Genomic DNA, 18,094 nt, shown 5'->3' with positions numbered 1-18,094 from the left:
AAAATACCGCACGCAACGTCTGACTGTCCGCTTGCTGAACCGACGAAAAATAGCCCTTCCCTCGCGGCTAAAAAAGGTGATGTAATACTATAACAAAACATTTCAGGCCTGATCATTCGTGAAATCTCCCCTTCGACGTTCCCCCACGCTTGCAGCCTCAGCGCTGGCCCAGTCGGCCGGCAAGCGGGCGCTGGTCGCTTTGGTTCTGCTGGCGGTGCTCTGGCTGGGCATCGCCTGGGCGGTGGCAATTCCGTGAGTGCCGCGATCGATCTTCACGACCTGACGGTGACGTATGAGCGGCGCCCGGCTGTGCATCACGTCAGCGGTCGGTTTGCCGCGGGCAGTCTGACGGCGATCGTCGGGCCGAATGGTGCGGGCAAATCCACGCTGATCAAGGCCATCGCCGGCACGCTCAAGCCTGCACTCGGACGCGTCGATCGTGGCGCACTGGCCACGCGGCATATCGGCTACCTGCCGCAGGCAGCCGAGATCGACCGCAGCTTTCCGCTCAGCGTTGCCGACACCGTGATGATGGGCGCATGGCGCAGCATTGGAGCGTTTCGCGGTGTGACGCGCAAACATGCCGAGCAGGCGCGGCAAGCCCTGCAAGCCGTCGGGCTGGACGGCTTCGAACAGCGCAGCATCGGCTCGCTGTCGTCGGGCCAGTTTCAGCGCGTCCTGTTTGCCCGCCTGCTGTTACAGGATGCCTCGGTGATCCTGCTCGATGAGCCCTTCACCGCCATCGACGCGCGCACCACGCGCGACCTGCTCACGTTGATCCGCAACTGGCACGGCCAAGGCCGCACGGTCATCGCCGTTCTCCATGACATCGAGCAAGTGCGCCAGCATTTCCCCAGCACCTTGCTTCTTGCGCGCGAAACCATCGCTTGGGGCGACACCGCTGACATTCTGCACGCCGACAACCTGCGCCGGGCCAAGAACATGGCTGAACACTGGAGCCCGGACGCTCAGGCGTGCGCAATCGATGAGGAGACCTCACTGTGACGCTGTACAGCCTGCTGATTCAGCCCTTCGTCGATTTCGGGTTCATGCGCCGCGCGCTTGTGGCGTGTCTGGCGCTGGGCATTGGCTCGGGGCCGGTCGGCGTGCTGCTGATGCTGCGTCGCATGAGTCTGGTGGGCGATGCGATGAGCCACGCGGTGCTGCCCGGCGCAGCGGTGGGCTTCCTGTTTGCAGGGCTGTCGTTGCCGGCGATGGGCTTCGGCGGCTTGATCGCCGGACTCGCCGTGGCGCTGCTGTCCGGACTGGTGAGCCGCTTCACCACGCTGCGCGAAGACGCCAGTTTCGCCAGCTTCTACCTGACATCGCTGGCCGCCGGTGTACTGATCGTCTCGCTGCACGGCTCCAACGTGGACCTGCTGCACGTGCTGTTCGGCACCATTCTGGCCATCGATGATCAAGCGATCTTCATGGTGGGCGGTATCGCTTCGTTCACCCTGATCCTGTTGGCACTGATTTATCGGCCGCTGATCCTGGAATGTTTCGATCCCGGATTTCTGCGGGCGGTCGGCGGTCGCGGCTCGCTGTATCACGTGTTGTTTCTGCTGCTGGTGGTGCTCAACCTCGTCGCGGGTTTCCAAGCGCTGGGGACGCTGATGGCCGTCGGGATGATGATGCTTCCCGCCACGGTGGCGCGATTCTGGTCCAGTTCGCTGACCGGCATGATCGTGATCTCGACAGCGGTCGCTACCCTGTCGGGCTTCATCGGCCTGATCGTGTCCTACCACGCAAGCGTCGCGTCGGGGCCGGCCATCGTGCTGACCGCCAGCGGTTTTTATGTGTTCTCACTGTTCTTTGGACGCAGCGGTTTTCTGCGCCGTCTGTTCCCGAGGGTTCATCTGTCCGGCTGATCGTTCTTTTAGCGAAAGGAAATCCCATGAAGCGTTTGACGTTGCTGACCGCCATGCTGGCGTTGTCGGGCCTGGCGAACTTCGCCCAGGCAAAAACCCTGGAAACCGTGGCTTCATTCACGGTCATTGCCGACATGGTGCATAACGTCGGCGGCGAACACGTGCATGTCACTTCGCTGATCGGCCCTAATGGCGATCCGCACGTGTACGAACCGACACCCAATGATGCACAGGCGCTGAAAAAAGCTGACGTAGTGTTTGTCAGCGGCCTGCACCTGGAAGGCTGGCTCGACAGGTTGATCACCGCGTCCGGCTACAAAGGCCAGCCGGTGGTGCTATCCAACGGCATCATGACCCGTAGCATGGAGGAAGACGGCAAGAAGATCACCGACCCGCATGCCTGGAACAGTGCAGTGAATGGCGTCGTCTACGTCAGAAATATCATCAAGGCGCTGCAGAAAGCGGACCCGGAAAACGCTGCCGATTACAAAGCCAACGGTGATCGCTACATCGCCCAGCTGCAGGACATGGACGCCTATGCTCGCGCGCAGATCAATGCCATCCCGGTCGCACAACGCAAGGTCCTCACGTCACACGATGCCTTCGGCTATTTCGGCGACGCTTATGGCGTGACCTTTCTGTCACCCTTGGGTTTCTCCACCGAAACCGAAGCGTCGGCCGCTGACGTTGGCAAGCTGATCAATCAGATCAAGCAGGAAAAGGTCAGCGCTTACTTCTTCGAGAACTCCGGCGACCCCCGCCTGGTCCAGCAGATCGCCAAGGCCAGTGGCGCCCATCCTGGCGGCGAGCTGTATGTGGAATCGCTGTCCCCGGCCGACGGCCCGGCGTCGACTTACGTGAAGATGTTTCGTTACAACGTCGACAAGCTGACCGCGGCGATGCAGGGCAAGTAAGGCCGTCAGCGCCCCCCCCCAGGCACCGGGGTTGCCATCAAACCGGTGCGGCGCCGTTTTCGGGCTGACCGGTCTGCAACCACTGCGTCGAGCGCCAGGCGCCTCGGTCAGCGCGCCCACGGTTCGCCGCTGTCGACCTCAATTCCATAGCGTTCGATCACCTGAGCCGCCAGATCCGCCGACACTGCGCCTTCACCCATCAATGCGGTTATTGCAGCCAGTACGATGTGAAACCGGTCGATCTCAAAAAAACTGCGCAACTGCGCGCGAGTGTCGCTGCGGCCGAAACCGTCCGTACCCAGCACCGTGTAGTTGCTCGCCACGCTTGCGGCGATCAACTGCGGAACGGCTCGTACGTAATCGGATGCAGCAACCACCGGTGCGCCCTGAGGCAGGCACGCATCCAGATGGCTGACGCGCCGGGCGTGTTGTGGATGCAGTCGATTCCAGCGCTCGACCTCGCGCGCCTCCCGCTCGAGCTCAGTGAAACTGGTGACGCTCCAGACTTCGCTTTCGATGCGCCAGTCCTGCGCCAGCAACTGAGCCGCTGCGATCACTTCGCGCAGGATCGTCCCTGAGCCGAGCAGGCGAACCCGCCCAGCTGGCTTCTCGACCACATGCTCGTCAAAGCGATACATGCCGCGAATGATCGCCTGGTCGACCCCGTCCGGCAGCGAAGGCTGTGCGTAGTTTTCGTTCATCAACGTCACGTAGTAGAACTCGTCGACATCGTGCTCAAGCATCTGACGCATGCCATGGTCGAGAATGACTGCAAGCTCGCTCGCAAATGCCGGATCGTAGGCGCGGCAGTTCGGTACGGTCGCCGCCATCAGATGACTTGAGCCGTCCTGGTGCTGCAACCCCTCCCCGCCCAGCGTCGTCCGCCCCGCCGTTGCGCCCAGCAGAAACCCTCGGGCGCGCTGGTCTGCGGCGGCCCAGATGAGATCTCCCACGCGCTGGAAACCGAACATCGAGTAATAGATGTAAAACGGCAACATGCGCAAACCGTGAGTTGAATAACTGGTCGCCGCCGCCACCCACGAACTGATCGCACCGGCCTCGCTGATGCCCTCCTCGAGGATCTGTCCATTGATGGCTTCGCGATAACTCAGGATCGAGCCGATGTCTTCCGGCTCATAGCGCTGGCCGACGCTGGAATAGATTCCGATCTGCTTGAACAGGCTGGCCATGCCGAACGTGCGTGCCTCGTCCGCCACGATCGGCACCACGCGCGGGCCAAGCTGCGTATCCTTGAGCAGGTTGCCGAGCATGCGCACGAACGCCATGGTGGTCGACATTTCCTTGCCCTGCGCTTGCAGCGCAAACGTGGCATAGCGGTCGGTCGCCGGGACGCCGACATACTCGGCCCTATGCTTGCGACTGGGCATGGGCCCTCCGAGCGCCTGACGACGCTGGCGCAGATAACGCATTTCGGCGCTGCTGGCGTCGGGTTTGAGGAAGCTGAGGTTTTCGGCCTGATCGTCGCTCAGCGGCAGGTGAAACCGGTTGCGGAAGGCAAGCAGCGCCTCGCGATCGAGTTTCTTCTGCTGATGCGTGGTCATCTTGCCCTGCCCCGCTTCGCCCATGCCGAAGCCCTTTTTGGTCTGGGCAAGAATCACCGTCGGCCGTCCCTTGTGTCGTAATGCGCCGTCGTAGGCCGCGAATATCTTCACCAGATCGTGCCCACCGCGCTTGAGCCGGTCGATCTGCTCATCGCTCAAGCCAGCAGCCAGTCGCGCCAACGCCTCGCTCTGGCCGAAGAAATGCTCGCGGTTATAGCGGCCATCCTTGGCGGCGAACGTCTGAAACTGACCGTCGACCGTCTGCGACAGGGTTCTCACCAGCGAGCCATCGGCGTCACGCGCAAACAGCGGATCCCAGTCCGAGCCCCACACCAGCTTGATCACATTCCAGCCCGCGCCGCTGAACAGCGCCTCCAGTTCGTCGATGATCCGGCCATTGCCGCGCACCGGTCCATCGAGCCGTTGCAGGTTGCAGTTGACCACCCACGTCAGGTTATCGAGACCTTCACGCGCCGCCAGCGTCAGTGCCGACATGCTTTCCGGCTCGTCCATTTCACCATCGCCGAACACGCCCCAGACATGCCGGGCCGACGTTTCCTGCAAGCCCCGATGCTGCAGATAGCGCATGAAGCGCGCCTGATAAATGGAGCTGATCGGGCCAATGCCCATCGATCCGGTAGGAAATTGCCAGAAGTCGGACATCAGCCATGGATGTGGATAACTCGACAGACCGCGTGCGCCTGCGCGTGGGCCGGCGATCTCCTGGCGATAATGAGCCAGATCGTCCTCGTCCAGACGCCCCTCCAGAAACGCCCGCGCATAGATACCGGGCGCCGAATGCGGCTGATAGAACACCAGATCGCCGCCGGGATTGTCGCTCTGCGCACGGAAGAAATGGTTGAAGCCGACCTCGAACAGATCCGCCGCGCTGGCGTAGCTTGCGATGTGCCCGCCCAGCTCACCGTAGGCCTGATTGGCGCGTACGACCATCGCAAGCGCGTTCCAGCGCATGATTGAAGCCAGACGTTCTTCGAGAGCCAGATCTCCCGGAAACGCAGGCTGCTGATGCACAGCAATGGTGTTGATGTAGGGCGTGCCGTGAGCAGGCTGCCAGCCGATTTTCGGGTCGCGGGCCACCGCGGCGAGCATGTCGAGGATCTCGCGAGCGCGTTCGGGCCCGGCATTTTCAGCCAGCGACAACAGCGCGTCCCGCCACTCGGTCAGCTCCTGGTGATCAGGATGACTGCGCTCAACAGCGGCGGCTCGGATGCCGGACTCGAAATGGCTCATAGACACCTCCGTATTATTTACCGAAAAGTCTATGCTTGAAGTCGCAGCTTTAATGACTGATCTGCGGGAAAAGAACGATGATGCTCAGCATAAAAAACTTCAAAATCGGCGGATTGAAGCACGATGAATTTCGACAGCACTGACCTGAAGATACTCAGAGAACTGCAACGCGACAGCAGCCTCTCTAACGTCGAACTGGCCAAACGTGTGCACTTGTCACCCTCGCCCTGCCTGGCGCGGGTCAAGGCGCTGGAAGCATCAGGCTGCATCCGGGAATACGTTGCGCTGCTTGCGCCGGAGCACCTGGGCCTGCGCTTGAACGTTTTCATATCCATCAGCCTGAAGGAGCAGAGCCGCGAGGCCCTGCAGAATTTCGAGCGCCGCGTGTGCGAGTGCGAGGAGGTGATGGAGTGCTACCTGATGACCGGAGACGCCGACTATCTGCTGCGGGTGGTCATGGCCGATATGCAGGCTTTGGAACACTTCATCATCGAGCGCCTGTCGCCGATGCCGGAAGTCGAAAAAATCCGCTCCAGCCTGTCGCTCAAACAGGTCCGCTACAAAACCGCCCTGCCACTGCGGCCGTGAACGCCTCGCGGGCGCGACGAACCGAAACCCGCCTTGCCGGTCAATTTGCTTATGCTGGCCACGACCGCCAGCCCGCATCGAAAGGACCCTCCATGACCGCCCTCTCCTTCGCGCCCTTCCAGGACCTTGCCAACAAGCTGATCCCACACACCGTGGCTGAAAAAGTCGATGGCTCTCATGATGTGTCGCACCTGCATCGGGTCTGGAGCAATGTCTGCGCGATTCGCGACAAGGAAGGCGGCGATCCTCAGTTGTTACTGGCGGCGACGTTGCTGCATGACTGCGTTGCAATCGAGAAAAACTCACCCTTTCGCTCCAGCGCCTCGCGTCTGGCAGCCGCCAAGGCGACCGAGCTTCTGTCACAAATGGGCTGGGACGAGGAGCGCACGCAGGCGGTCGCCCACGCCATCGAATCCCACAGCTACTCGGCCAACATCACGCCCCATACGCTGGAAGCAAAAATCCTCCAGGACGCCGACCGCCTCGACGCCATCGGCATGATCGGCGTCGCCCGGCTGTTTTACGTGTCAGGGCGCATGGGCAGCCATCTCTACGATCCCTCCGATCCACAGGCCGAACGACGGGCGCTGGATGACAAACGCTTCGCGGTGGACCACTTCAAGACCAAGATCTTCACCTTGGCCGAAGGCTTTCAGACCACTACCGGCAAGCGAATGGCCCGGATCAGACACGATCGCGCACAGCGGTTTTTGCAGGAACTCATGGAAGAAATCGGCGGGTAAGCACACGCGTGGCGCACCCAGTCGCTCATGCAGCTGCTTGAAAGTGCGTGCAGCCGAAGGGATGAAAACGTCCGCTCATCGGAATGCCGTCAAATCACCACAAATCTGCAACAATCCAGCTCCGATGTCACAAAGACATCATGGAACGTCTCTATAACCAAGTCTCCGGTGAATTCGTCGATGGGATTGGTTTGCAGTGAAAAGGTTATTGCGTCGTTCAGTTCGTGCTTCGTCCAGGCCCGCCTTTTTGCGGCGTTTCAGGATCGCTCAGCGGCTGGTGTTGTGCTTTGGCGTGACGGCTTTGCTGTTAGTGGCCCTCGGCGCATTTTGCCTGTTTCAGATGCAGAGCATCCGCGATCAGGGAGAAGCCGTTGAAAGCGGCACCTTGCCGAGCATTGCCATGGCGGACGCAATTGCCATCGACTTGATAAAGCTGCGCGGAGAGAGCGCCCGACTGATCGCCAACGCTGACGATCCGGGCGCCGTGGTCACCAGCAAGATCAACGTCGAACAGCTCAAGAACGAGGTCGAGAAAGGCTTCAGTGATTACCTCGCCCATGCCACCGACAGCACCGAGCGCGACTCGATCAAGGCCCTGCAAGACGCCTACAGCGCATTCATGCCGGGGCTGCACGACGAGATCGCCCTGATCGAGCAACGCAAACTCGAGGATGCCCGAATGCTGCTCAACACCAGCTTGAGCCTGCAGGGCGACCTGATGGACATGCAGGTTCAACTGCTGCGCGAGCTGAACAAGCAAGGCGCGGCGGCCGCAGTATCGGGCGCTGGCAGCCGTTTTCAACAGACCCGGATCATCGCCGTCAGCGCCATCGTCGTGGCGCTGGTGCTCACATTATTGCTGGCCTGGCGTCTCAGCGTCAGCATCATCCGACCGCTGCGTCAGTCGCTGCAGATCGCCAGCACCATCGCCGAAGGCGACCTGAGTCCCCAGCCCGTTGCAGAGGGCAAGGACGAGACCGCGCAGTTGCTGAAGATGCTCGGTCAGATGCGTGGCAACCTGCACGGCACCATCGATCAGATTTACGCCGCTGCCAGCCAATTGAGCCAGTCGGTACAGGAAATGGGCGCGATCGCCGAGGCCAGCGCGAAGAACCTACAAGCGCAAAACGATGAGATCGAACAGGCCGCCGTGGCCGTGAACCAGATGAGCCAGGCGGCGGTGGAAGTCGCCGACAACGCCAGCAATACCTCGACGGAATCGAAGGCCTCCAACGAGGCCGCCGCTGAAGGTCGTCTGCGCCTGACCGGTACGATCGACTCGATCAAGGAGCTGACCGACAACGTGCTTGATTCCTCGCATCAGGCCGACGGCCTGGCCGAGCGTACCCTGAGCATCAGCAAGATTCTGGAAGTCATCCGCGCGATCGCAAACCAGACCAACCTGCTCGCGCTCAACGCGGCCATCGAGGCTGCCCGCGCTGGCGAGGCAGGTCGCGGGTTTGCCGTGGTGGCCGACGAAGTCCGCTCACTGGCGCAACGCACCAGCGCTTCGACGACGGAAATCGAAAGCCTGATCAACGATGTCCAGAAAAGCACTCAGGACACCGCGCAAACCCTGCGCGTCACGGCGGCGCAGGCCAGTCAGACGCTTGAGCAGGCGGCCGCTACCAGCCAGGCACTGACGGTGATCATCAGCTCGACGTCGACAATCAGCGATCGCAACATGCTGATTGCCAGCGCCGCCGAGCAACAGGCGCAGGTGGCGCATGAGGTCGACCGCAACCTGAGCAGTATCCGCGACTTGTCAACGCAATCGGCATCGGGTGCGCAGCAGACGACCGTGGCGAGCAACGCCCTGGCAATGCTCGCGACTGATCTGAACACGATGGTTCAACGCTTCGTCCTTTAAGCCTGCGCTTGGCAGCGGTGGCGCGGCAACGTCATCGCTGTCACCCGATACGGATGTCTCAAGCGCGTGCAAAAATCTCCCTGGCTCACGTCTGAATCCATTTCCAGCCATGTTGAAGTGTTTCATCATTGAAACACCATCCACGCAGAGGGATGGCCACGCCAACAAGGACATGAGCATGACCAAAACCGCATCATTGAGTATCGCCCTCGCCGCCTTGACGCTGAGCTTCATGGCTCAGGCGGACGTCAGCGTGAAGCTGGGCAGCACGGAACGTGTCACTCGTCTTTTCGCTTATCCCAACAACTGCAACGTCATTTGCTTTCGCGACTGGACACTCGGGCAAACGGTCGAGCATTACCTGACGCAGAGCGTGCAGCGCGACGGGTACGCCGCCGCCAAAGTGACAGTGCGCACGGATAGCGATGCGCTTTACGCGGACATCAGCGGCGTACCGGATGGCTACGACAAGCCGCTGACTGCTCTACTGGATGCGGGCGATCTGGCGTATGCCGGTGCGACAAAACTCAATGCAGACGGGAAGTTTGCCTACAACTGGTATCTGTTCCTGCCGCTGGGCATGGCACTGGAAAACCGCAAAAGCGTCGAACTGCTGCATTTCCCGCCTGATTATTCGTTGACCCAGGCGCAGGATTATCTGCGCTCGGCCACCACGGATCGCTGGGCTGAACTGCTCACCGACAACGACATCCCTGCCGATCAGGCGCCGGCCTATCAAACCATTATCGACATCGCGCCAATCGCCGCGCCGTCCAATGCAGGCAAGGATCTGGAAGGCGTCTACAGCTACTTCAATGATTACCAGACAACCATGGTGAGGCAGGTCAGCCAGCGTTCATCAGGTACCTCGCTGCCGATGGTCGCCTTTGGTGCGCCTGTACGCAGCTGGATTAAGGAGCAATATAAGGTCGACGTGCCTTTGCTGGGCCTGGCGACGATCAGCCCCGCAACCGGACAGGCGGTTTCGGTGATTGGCGCCAATCATCCCAGCTATATCTGGTATGCAGCGGACAAGAGCAATTATGGCGGCGACGAAACCAAGGCCGACGACGCTGGCCTGAAGGTGATGGGGCAGGATTTGAGCGCCGCTTGCTGGCAAGCCGGCATGGGCCAGAAACCGGGAGCGGATGCAGCGGCACTGTTGCAACAGTGCATGACCCGCTGGCAGGTGACCGACAAGGTCTCGACCTGCAAGCTGTTCTACACCTCGGTTCGCAAGATGAAGCCCGATCAGGCAGCTGCCAAATGCCGCACGGGGACTGTGTCACGCCAGCTCAAGCAGCTGCAGAAACCGCTGCCTGAAATGAAGCAGGTCAAGATCTGACACCGCCTCGCCGGCAGAGATCGCGTTTGCCCATGGCTGCGCTTTTTCTACCTGAGACTCAGGTCAGACAAAGCGCAATCCAAGGCTCGCGCCCGCCATTGACTGACGCGTGAGAATCGCGCCGCATTAACCGGGCTCCGTCAGGCCATCACTCCCCGAGCGGACGCAACCGATACTGGGGTGGCAACTGCTCAAAGCCGCTGATGGTCGCGTTCAGACTCTTCCACCGGCCGTCCTTGATGCCGTAGATACAGCCGTGGATAGACAGTTTCTGGCCACGATGCCAAGCGTTCTGCACGATGCTGGTGTGGCCGACGTTCGCCACCTGCTGGATGACGTTCAGCTCGCACAGACGATCTACGCGCTCTTCTTCGGTGGGCAGCTTGGCCAGCACTTCGCGGTTCTCGTAGTAGAGGTCGCGGATGGTCCGCAGCCAGCCATCGATCAGGCCGAACTGGCGATCCTGCATCGATGCACGCACGCCGCCGCAACCATAATGGCCGGTGACGAGGATGTGTTTGACCTTGAGCACATCGACCGCGTACTGAATGACCGACAGGCAATTAAGGTCGGTGTGCAGCACGACGTTGGCAACGTTGCGGTGGACGAAGAGATCGCCTGGCAGCATGCCGACGATTTCATTGGCGGGGACACGAGCGTCCGAACAACCGATCCAGAGGAATTCAGGCGTCTGCTGGCGCGCCAGCTTGGCAAAGAATTCGGGGTCTTCTTCCTTGATGGCGGCAGCCCAACGTTCGTTGTTGTCGATCAAGTCTTGTAGTTCGTTCATGCGTTGATGCCTCGGAAATGATGCTCAGCTATGACTGGGGCTCGGCGCTTCAGGTCACGCCTTCAGGGCCACTACCGATCGAGAACCGGAGGGAATCTTCACCGGCACGTCAGGTCCACCCAACTATGACCGCCAACAATGAGGATTTTGCCATGAACGATCCACGCCGCCCCTTCGGTGCTACTCAACCTGAGCCCATCGATGACAACGAAGACCGCATGGGCTCGATGGAAGAGCTCAACTTCAACGACAACAATGAGCCGAGCGGCAGAATCGGTGACACGATCCCTGCCGACGAGCTGGAAACCTATATCCCGGACGAGCGCGTCAGAGAAGCCGGGATGACCGGCGCCTCGACCGACGACCACAATCCCACCGACGATGACATGAGCCCGGAAACGCTGATCGATGAAGACGGCGCGCGCTCGGCGCGGGAACAAGGCGAAGGCGGCCCTGCGGACTTCGATTTGAGTATCGTCGACGAAGACGACATCGGTGGTGGCGATGGTCTGGATGAGGAAGAAATGGCGATTCTCGACCCGTTGGATGGCAAACCTGGCGTCTGAGTCGGCAGAGCATCAGTCGTCTGATTGAACTGTTCCTGTGGGTGCGAGCTTGCTCGCGAAGGCGTCTGCAATCGGCCTGGTCTTCGGCGGTTGTCGCATTGTCAGCGCGAGCAAGCTTGCCGCACCATCAAAAACCTAATCGACCAACGTACACGCCATCACCAACGCATCTTCGCGACCGCCGACTGCCGGGTAATAATCGCGACGTCGGCCGACTTCGTTGAACCCATAGCGCTCATACAATCGGTAGGCCGACTGATTACTGGCACGCAGCTCAAGGAAGCACTCGCGCCCATTGAGTTCGTAGGCCCGCTTCATCAATTTGTCGAGCAGCAACAGGCCAAGCCCGCGACCCTGGCTCTCCGGCTTGACCGTGATGTTCAGCAAATGCGCTTCGTCGATGATCACATTGATCACGCCGTGCCCGACCTGCTGATTGCCCTCGAACATCAGCCAGATTTCATACGACTTAAGGCCATCGAGAAAAATACCGCGCGTCCATGGATGACTGAATGCGGCATATTCGATTTTCAATACAGCGTCCAGATCCGCTTCGGTCATGCGGCGAAACGTTACGGCATCACTCATTTACGCTCTTCCAACGGCCCATCAATCGACGCATGGCGCGCCAGACATCGGCCTTGCGCTGAGGCTCGTCCATCAACAGTTCAAGACCCGGCAGCGCCCAGGCCAGCCCGAGGCCGTCGACCTGGAGCTCGAGATTGTAGGATTCGGCGTCGGCTTCGGCGGCAAAACGTACCGCTGGAAGTCCGATCAGCCACAAGCATGTGCAGGGCTGTTCTTCGACACGGGCATACAGGAAACCCTGAACGAAATCCCGCGCAGCCTCAGGCCCTTGATCCATTTGGCCACGCACCAGCAAGGGCCAGCGCACAGGCTCGCCGATGATCTGCGGACTGTCCGGCAGACCGGCCGCACGCAACATGTCCTTGAGCAGGAGATATGAAGGATCGCGGCTCTGGAACGGCTCGCCGGTGGCAAGCTCGACGAGCAGCAGGCAACTGCCCGCGCGCAACAGCTGCAAGGCAAAGCGTGGCGGCGGTACGACAGCGGCCTTGACCACCGCAGGCGCAGCGTCATCCTCATCGGCTTTGGCCGCTGGTCTGACTGAGGATGACGGGCGCGGCACCTCGATCTTCGGCCGCTCGACCGTGCGGGCCGCCGGCGTACTGCTCGCCGCGAGTGCTTCGTTGCTGGCAGGCAACGCGGCAGCCGGTTGCACCACCTGCGCGGGCGTATCGACCAGCGCTGGCAGCGGCGCGAGCAGCTCTGCGCGCGAGGGTGCGGCGAATGGCAATTCGGTGCGCGGCAGCCAGCTGACCACCTGCATGGCGGTCAGATAAGCGCGACGGCGAGGCTCGTTGAGCAAAGGTCAGCCACCTGTGGATGAATTCAGGAGGGGGATTCTACAGGCCTTGGACGAATCACGCCGCAGTTGATCGACTGAGGGTGAAAACCAGACCCGACGATGCAGTACAATTGCCGCTTTTATTTGCCAACCAGCGGCCATCCGATGATCGAACCTAAGCGCGTCCTGCGCGCCCTTGCCGAACACTGGGCGCTTCTTGAGCCACTGTGCGAGCATTTCGACCAAGGCACCCTGAGCCTGAGCGAACTGCGACTGCAACTGGCCGCCCAGCAACTGGAAAGCACGCCTCAGGACATCACCAACCTGCTGGACGTGTGGATTCGTCTCGACATCCTGGTTCCCGTGGCGAAAAGCCCGAACCGGTTCGAGCTCAACGCGCAGATTCACGATTTTCTGTCGTATCTGCGCCGTGAACACCGCTTGGGCCTGTGCCTGGAAATCGAAGCGTATCTGCGTCACCTCGAACGACTGGCCGGTTACATTCAGGAAGCGTTCGAGGCCCGTGATGCCAATGACCTTGCCCGCCAACTGCGGCTACTGGACATGCGCGTGCGCGACGTCCTCAAGAAGCTGGCCAACGATGAACAGGCGCTGGTCTCGGTGGCCGAACGCGCCAAGACCAGTGATCGCCAGATCCCGCTGCGTCAGCGCTACGCCGAGGTACTGGCGACGTGGGACGAATACGTCGAGCCGATGATTCAGCTGGTGAATGCCGATGGCGCGTTCGAGCAAGGGGTGCGCAAGGTCGAGAACGTGCTGCTGCGCATGCTCACCGACCAGCAACGCCTGGGCCAACTGGTCGATGACGACATGCTTCTGCGCACCCATGCGCGCATTCTAGAAATGCAGACCAGCGCTCAGCTGACCTTGCGTCATGCCCGCGAGCTGTTGCTGCCGCTGCGTGAAGAAGCACGTCGTCACAACGCCGTCACTCGAGGGGCGGCGCTTGCTCTTTCAGCCATTCGCCGCAAAGGCATCGACGCCGTTCCGCAGGCCGCCATGCCCATGTTCACGCGTCCGCAGAGCACCTTTCTCGGCAGCGCGAACCAGGTCGAAGCGTACGTCTACGCCCTGGCGCGCTTCGAGCCAAAACCTGCGCGCTTTCCCAAGGCCAGTCTCACCCGCAAGGGCGAGCCGCCGCGTGCGCCGCGCACCGTCAAGGAAATGGTCGAGCGCTGTGAAGAGGCGCTGCCCATGCCGGATCTGATGGTCTGGCTGCTGGAGCAGGAACCGACCGGCGCAACCGATGAATTGCTGTACTGGTTCTCGCGCCTGTCGCGGGAAAAACGCTTCAAGCGCGAGCGTCTCGAACGCCGCGAATACCTGACTCAGGAGCACCGCGTCAGCCTGCGCTCCTTCGCCCTGCTCTCGAGCAAAGACGCAAACCCAGAGAATTCCGAGGGCACCGCCCATGCATCTTGATCTATCCGAAATGTCCCAGCTCGCGCCCATCTTTCGCGAGCTGTTCAAGGGTTACCACATCAGCCGCCGCGACCCTGAGCTGTATGCGCAACTGTCCAACTTCCAGGATCAGTACCGCACACTGTTCAAGGCACTGGGCTTCGAGCTGATCTGTGACACACGCGGCTTTTATTACTTCGTGCCGGACCTGGCTGCCGCGCAGGTCAACAAGACCGCTCAGCGCCTGGCGCTGTTCACCTTCATTCTCGTCGAGCATCTGGCCGATCAGGGCCGCGACCCGGTCGCCGTGCTCGATGGCGGGAGTCTGGGGCGCGACGAGTTGCCATCGCTGCTCGAGAAGTACCGCGATCTGTTCCTCCAGGCCGAAGTGCAGACGCAGGAAGAGCTGGAAGAAAAGATCATGCGCCGCATGACCCAGCTTGGTTTTGCTGCCGAAGAGGTCGGCATCTATCGCTTCCTGCCGCCGATGCACCGCTTCCTCGATGTCTGCCTGTCGGTCCAGCAAGACCGCGATCTGGCTGCCAGTCTGCATAGCGATCTGCCCCTGCCGACGCCGGTGCTGATCGATGATGACAGCGATGAAAAGCTGCTGCAGACCGACGATCCACTGGATCTGACCGTTTTTGATGACGCTGAAGAAACCGAAGAACAGGCCCTTGCCCGCGCGATCGCCGAAGAACAGGAGCTTGACGCATGAGCCAGGAACGCTACGGCATCCGCCGCTTCGCGCTATTGAACACTGCCGGTTACAGCCTCGGGCTGTTTCCGCTGGAACACCCGCTGTCGGTCTATGGCGCGAATAACCTGGGCAAGAGTGCGTCGATCAACGCGCTGCAATTCCCGATTCTGGCGCGCATGTCGGACATGAGTTTCGGCAAATACAGCCTGGATCAGTCGCGTCGCTTCTATTTTGCCTCGGACACCAGTTACATCCTGGTCGAGGTCGCCCTGCCCCACGGCCCGCACGTTATCGGCGTGGTCGGCCGCGGACCGGGTGGCGGTTTCGGGCACCAGTTCTTCGCCTATGCCGGCAAGCTGGACCTGGCTCATTACCAGAAGAATGACACCTGCCTGCGTCAGAAAGAGCTGTTCACCAATCTGGAAAGCCAGGGGCTCAAGGCCTACGAACTCAAGCCTGACGAACTGCGTCGCCTGCTGGTGGGCGGACACACGTCGATTCCTCTGGACTTGACGCTGATCCCGCTGCGCTCCACCAGCGAACAGAGCCTGAAGACCTTCCGCGCCTTGTTCATCAACCTGCTGCACATGCGCGAAATCACCGCCGCCAAGCTCAAGCAGCTGTTCCTCGACGCGTTCGAGCACAGCCTGCGTTCCGGCAGCGTGGATTACATCGCCGCGTGCGAAGAAGCCTTCCGCGACGTACGCCGCATGGAGCAGGACTACAACGCGCTGGTGCTCGCCGGCCCGCTGGTCGAGGCGCTGGCCAACGGCGTAAAACAACGCGACATCCTGCGCGGTAAACTGCATCGCCTGTCGCCGCTGCTCGACTCGTTGCTGGGCACGTGGCAGGACTATTCCAACGCGCGCAAGGAAGAGCTGGTCATTCAGGCCGAGCACTACCGCGGCGAGCAGGACGCCCTGCAGAACGATCAACGCGGCAGCACGCAAGAGCTGATGCGGCTTGAGCGTGAGATCAGCAATATTCAGCGCTGGATCGGCGAGCTGGCCGTGCTGAAGAACCGCTTTGCCTTGGTAGACGATGTCAAAACGCTGGAGCAACAGCTGCTGGCTGCAAAAGACGCGCACGACGAACTGGCCGGTGCGCTGGCTCAGTCGCGTCAGTTCAGCGCCGAGGATCTGGATGAGCGCCTGCGCGATCTGGAAAAGCGCCTGAAGTCGGTCAAACAGCAACTCGATCACGCAGACAACAACAGCTACGCCCGGCTGCGCGAAGAGTTCTCGCAACCGGATGTCGAGCGTTTGATGCGTCTGTTCAACAGCGCGCTGTTCAGTTTGCCGTTGGGCGAACAAGGCATCGCACTGGACGACGGGGAGGCCTGGGTCAAATCGCTCGAAGCAATCCTTGACGGTTTCAAGGGCGAGCGCTTCGAAGTGCCGGGCCTGTCGATCAACCTGTCCCACATCGAGCCGCCTGCCCTGCAAGCGCTGGCCGATCGTGCTGCCCTGCGTGATCAGAAAGAGCGTCTGGAGAAAGAACTCAAGCAACTCAAAACGCAACAAGCCGTTGCTGCTGACCGAGCAGCGAGCAAGACTCAGACCGAAGCGCTTTACCAGCAGGTGCTGGATGCGCAAAAGGCGCTGGAAGATTTCCGCCGTACACAGACGCTGAGCGCAGAGGAAGGCGAGAAGCTCGAACAGCTCGCGCAGATGGAAGCAGCGCAGGACGAACTCAAACGTTCCAGCGACGCATTCACCGAACGCGTCCAGCAACTGTCGGCAAAATTGCAGTTGGTGGGTCGCCAGATTGGCGACCTCGAATCCAAGCAACGCACGCTGGACGATGCGTTGCGTCGGCGTCAACTGCTTCCGGCAGACCTGCCGTTTGGCACGCCGTTCATGGAACCGGTGGACGACTCGCTCGAAAACCTGCTGCCGCTGCTCAACGATTACCAGGACAGCTGGCAAGGACTTTTGCGTTGCGATGGCCAGATTGAGGCGCTGTACGCGCAGGTGCGTCTCAAAGGCGTGGCGAAATTCGACAGCGAAGACGACATGGAGCGTCGCCTCCAGTTGCTGATCAATGCTTACGCGCATCGCCAGGACGAAGCGCTGACACTGGGCAAGGCCCGCCGTGCGGCTGTCACCGATATCGCCCGCACGCTGCGCAATATCCGTAGCGACTATGACAGCCTCGAGCATCAACTGGCGTTGTTCAACCGTGAAATCAACCGCCGCCAAGTCTCCAACCTCGAAAGCTTCCGTATCGTCCTTGCCCCAAACAAGGAAGCGCTCAAGCACATCGATCAGATTATCCACAGCGCCGGTCAGTACGAGGAAGGCGAAACGCTGTCTGTGTTCGATCTGAGCCAAAGCGCTGAGCAAGATAATAAGAACGAGGAAGCGAAGGAGTATCTGGCGCGCCTCGTGGCTGCCAACCATAACCAGCTGGGTCTCAAAGACCTCTTCGAACTTGCATTCGAAATCACCAAGGTCAACAGCCAACCGGTTATCCACACTGATATCGATGGCGCGGCATCCAATGGCACGACCATGACGATCAAAGCGCTGACCAACATGTACTTGTTGTTGCACTTGATGGATCGCGAACAAGCCGGTCGTGTGCGCTTGCCCTATTACCTGGACGAAGCAGCGGACATCGACGAACGAAACCAGGCTGCATTGCTTGAAACCAGCTTGCAACTGGGCTTCGTGCCGATCCTGGCAAGCGTAAAGCCGCAGGTCTCGGCCCATGTCGCAATCGACCTTGAAGGTGGCAGTGGACCAGCCGGGATCTATATCGACGAAGCGGACTGGAAACACATTCGTCGTCGTGACGAAGTCACAGCGGTAAAGGCCGTTGAAGTTACGGCGGAAACCGCTGAGTAACCCAGATAGTATGAGCGTTAACTGAACCCCGCAGCGATGCGGGGTTTTTTATGAGCGCTATCTTGTACTGCCGGGTACGAATAGCGCATCAGCAAAGCGTGGGGAATTGCGTGAGCCGACGAATGATAGCCCGTAACGGGTGAAGCGGAGTTGCAGAGCTAGACGATAGGGGGCAGACGCCGCAGATTTTTCACGCGCAAAAACAAAACCCCATCTGCTTTCGCAAATGGGGTTCTGGAATTTAATCTTGACGA

At 60.5% G+C, this 18,094-nt stretch carries 17 protein-coding genes and 1 pseudogene; 13 read left to right on the top strand and 5 right to left on the bottom strand.

Annotation, left to right across the window (positions count from 1 at the left end; all coding sequences use genetic code 11):
- Nucleotides 1-118: 118 nt before the first annotated feature.
- From QRN36_RS19430 to QRN36_RS19415, 4 genes are read left to right on the top strand one after another with little or no spacing between them, the layout of a single operon-like run.
- Entirely contained in the window at nucleotides 119-256 is a 138-nt protein-coding gene (locus QRN36_RS19430) for a hypothetical protein (RefSeq protein ID WP_177182087.1), read from the top strand.
- The gene (gene aztA / locus QRN36_RS19425; protein WP_285425562.1) at nucleotides 253-1,005 is read left to right on the top strand and encodes a zinc ABC transporter ATP-binding protein AztA; all 753 of its coding nucleotides are present in this window, start codon (nucleotides 253-255) and stop codon (nucleotides 1,003-1,005) included. Before QRN36_RS19430 ends, aztA begins: the two co-directional genes overlap by 4 nt.
- Nucleotides 1,002-1,871 carry a metal ABC transporter permease gene (locus QRN36_RS19420; RefSeq protein WP_285425561.1) on the top strand — a complete coding sequence of 290 codons (870 nt, stop codon included), beginning with the start codon at nucleotides 1,002-1,004 and terminating at the stop codon, nucleotides 1,869-1,871. Before aztA ends, QRN36_RS19420 begins: the two co-directional genes overlap by 4 nt.
- A gap of 26 nt (nucleotides 1,872-1,897) precedes the next feature.
- Entirely contained in the window at nucleotides 1,898-2,785 is an 888-nt protein-coding gene (locus tag QRN36_RS19415; protein ID WP_285425559.1) for a metal ABC transporter substrate-binding protein, read from the top strand.
- Between the two features lie 107 nt (nucleotides 2,786-2,892).
- Here the strand turns inward: QRN36_RS19415 and mdeB are convergent, their stop codons facing one another.
- The gene (gene mdeB, locus QRN36_RS19410) at nucleotides 2,893-5,598 is read right to left on the bottom strand and encodes an alpha-ketoglutarate dehydrogenase (RefSeq protein ID WP_285425558.1); all 2,706 of its coding nucleotides are present in this window, start codon (nucleotides 5,596-5,598) and stop codon (nucleotides 2,893-2,895) included.
- Between the two features lie 123 nt (nucleotides 5,599-5,721).
- Here mdeB and QRN36_RS19405 point away from each other — a divergent pair, with 123 nt between their 5' ends.
- From QRN36_RS19405 to QRN36_RS19390, 5 genes and pseudogenes are all read left to right on the top strand, one after another.
- Nucleotides 5,722-6,186 (top strand): Lrp/AsnC family transcriptional regulator, encoded by a 465-nt coding sequence (locus tag QRN36_RS19405; RefSeq protein ID WP_285425557.1) that lies wholly within the window; start codon nucleotides 5,722-5,724, stop codon nucleotides 6,184-6,186.
- Nucleotides 6,187-6,278: 92 nt separating this feature from the next.
- Nucleotides 6,279-6,929 carry an HD domain-containing protein gene (locus QRN36_RS19400; protein ID WP_285425556.1) on the top strand — a complete coding sequence of 217 codons (651 nt, stop codon included), beginning with the start codon at nucleotides 6,279-6,281 and terminating at the stop codon, nucleotides 6,927-6,929.
- A gap of 196 nt (nucleotides 6,930-7,125) precedes the next feature.
- Nucleotides 7,126-7,941 (top strand): annotated as a pseudogene (locus tag QRN36_RS27670) (MCP four helix bundle domain-containing protein); the annotation flags it as partial.
- Nucleotides 7,924-8,799, top strand: a complete 876-nt coding sequence (locus tag QRN36_RS27665; RefSeq protein ID WP_373568772.1) for a methyl-accepting chemotaxis protein — start codon at nucleotides 7,924-7,926, stop codon at nucleotides 8,797-8,799. The pseudogene QRN36_RS27670 and the gene QRN36_RS27665, both read left to right, overlap by 18 nt.
- A 178-nt stretch (nucleotides 8,800-8,977) precedes the next feature.
- The gene (locus tag QRN36_RS19390; RefSeq protein WP_285425554.1) at nucleotides 8,978-10,144 is read left to right on the top strand and encodes a hypothetical protein; all 1,167 of its coding nucleotides are present in this window, start codon (nucleotides 8,978-8,980) and stop codon (nucleotides 10,142-10,144) included.
- Between the two features lie 148 nt (nucleotides 10,145-10,292).
- Here QRN36_RS19390 and can read toward each other — a convergent pair whose 3' ends face one another.
- Nucleotides 10,293-10,934, bottom strand: a complete 642-nt coding sequence (gene can / locus QRN36_RS19385) for a carbonate dehydratase (protein ID WP_285425553.1) — start codon at nucleotides 10,932-10,934, stop codon at nucleotides 10,293-10,295.
- 152 nt (nucleotides 10,935-11,086) lie between these two features.
- Between can and QRN36_RS19380 the strand changes: the two genes are divergently transcribed.
- The gene (locus tag QRN36_RS19380) at nucleotides 11,087-11,500 is read left to right on the top strand and encodes a serine kinase/phosphatase (protein ID WP_285425552.1); all 414 of its coding nucleotides are present in this window, start codon (nucleotides 11,087-11,089) and stop codon (nucleotides 11,498-11,500) included.
- Between the two features lie 135 nt (nucleotides 11,501-11,635).
- Here QRN36_RS19380 and rimI read toward each other — a convergent pair whose 3' ends face one another.
- On the bottom strand, nucleotides 11,636-12,088 hold the full coding sequence (rimI, locus tag QRN36_RS19375; RefSeq protein ID WP_074759276.1) for a ribosomal protein S18-alanine N-acetyltransferase: 453 nt from the start codon (nucleotides 12,086-12,088) through the stop codon (nucleotides 11,636-11,638).
- On the bottom strand, nucleotides 12,081-12,890 hold the full coding sequence (locus QRN36_RS19370) for an energy transducer TonB (RefSeq protein ID WP_285425551.1): 810 nt from the start codon (nucleotides 12,888-12,890) through the stop codon (nucleotides 12,081-12,083). The genes rimI and QRN36_RS19370 overlap by 8 nt, the downstream gene beginning before the upstream one ends.
- Nucleotides 12,891-13,034: 144 nt before the next feature.
- On the opposite strand from QRN36_RS19370, the gene mksB reads away from it, so the two are divergent.
- From mksB to mksF, 3 genes are read left to right on the top strand one after another with little or no spacing between them, the layout of a single operon-like run.
- The gene (gene mksB / locus QRN36_RS19365) at nucleotides 13,035-14,312 is read left to right on the top strand and encodes an Mks condensin complex protein MksB (protein WP_093462618.1); all 1,278 of its coding nucleotides are present in this window, start codon (nucleotides 13,035-13,037) and stop codon (nucleotides 14,310-14,312) included.
- Nucleotides 14,302-15,009: an Mks condensin complex protein MksE gene (gene mksE, locus QRN36_RS19360; RefSeq protein WP_285425550.1), complete on the top strand. Its 708-nt coding sequence runs from the start codon at nucleotides 14,302-14,304 to the stop codon at nucleotides 15,007-15,009. The genes mksB and mksE overlap by 11 nt, the downstream gene beginning before the upstream one ends.
- Nucleotides 15,006-17,840, top strand: coding sequence for an Mks condensin complex protein MksF (gene mksF, locus QRN36_RS19355; RefSeq protein ID WP_285425549.1), 2,835 nt, complete (start codon nucleotides 15,006-15,008; stop codon nucleotides 17,838-17,840). Before mksE ends, mksF begins: the two co-directional genes overlap by 4 nt.
- Before the next feature lie 57 nt (nucleotides 17,841-17,897).
- Here mksF and QRN36_RS19350 read toward each other — a convergent pair.
- On the bottom strand, nucleotides 17,898-18,094 hold a 197-nt coding region (locus QRN36_RS19350; protein ID WP_285425548.1), incomplete at its 5' end, for a hypothetical protein.

Source organism: Pseudomonas sp. efr-133-TYG-103a, from assembly GCF_030209235.1.
Taxonomy (GTDB): Bacteria; Pseudomonadota; Gammaproteobacteria; order Pseudomonadales; family Pseudomonadaceae; genus Aquipseudomonas.
Note: the sequence above shows the minus strand (reverse complement) of the source record. Positions and strands in the feature narration are given on the sequence as shown.

What these genes read in the sequence shown, in the direction of transcription:
- QRN36_RS19415 (WP_285425559.1), top strand. Translation starts at nt 1,898, where the DNA reads ATGAAGCGTTTGACGTTGCTGACCGCCATGCTGGCGTTGTCGGGCCTG.
- mdeB (WP_285425558.1), bottom strand. Translation starts at nt 5,598, where the DNA reads ATGAGCCATTTCGAGTCCGGCATCCGAGCCGCCGCTGTTGAGCGCAGT.
- QRN36_RS19405 (WP_285425557.1), top strand. Translation starts at nt 5,722, where the DNA reads ATGAATTTCGACAGCACTGACCTGAAGATACTCAGAGAACTGCAACGC.
- QRN36_RS19400 (WP_285425556.1), top strand. Translation starts at nt 6,279, where the DNA reads ATGACCGCCCTCTCCTTCGCGCCCTTCCAGGACCTTGCCAACAAGCTG.
- QRN36_RS27665 (WP_373568772.1), top strand. Translation starts at nt 7,924, where the DNA reads ATGCTCGGTCAGATGCGTGGCAACCTGCACGGCACCATCGATCAGATT.
- QRN36_RS19390 (WP_285425554.1), top strand. Translation starts at nt 8,978, where the DNA reads ATGACCAAAACCGCATCATTGAGTATCGCCCTCGCCGCCTTGACGCTG.
- can (WP_285425553.1), bottom strand. Translation starts at nt 10,934, where the DNA reads ATGAACGAACTACAAGACTTGATCGACAACAACGAACGTTGGGCTGCC.
- QRN36_RS19380 (WP_285425552.1), top strand. Translation starts at nt 11,087, where the DNA reads ATGAACGATCCACGCCGCCCCTTCGGTGCTACTCAACCTGAGCCCATC.
- rimI (WP_074759276.1), bottom strand. Translation starts at nt 12,088, where the DNA reads ATGAGTGATGCCGTAACGTTTCGCCGCATGACCGAAGCGGATCTGGAC.
- mksB (WP_093462618.1), top strand. Translation starts at nt 13,035, where the DNA reads ATGATCGAACCTAAGCGCGTCCTGCGCGCCCTTGCCGAACACTGGGCG.
- mksE (WP_285425550.1), top strand. Translation starts at nt 14,302, where the DNA reads ATGCATCTTGATCTATCCGAAATGTCCCAGCTCGCGCCCATCTTTCGC.
- mksF (WP_285425549.1), top strand. Translation starts at nt 15,006, where the DNA reads ATGAGCCAGGAACGCTACGGCATCCGCCGCTTCGCGCTATTGAACACT.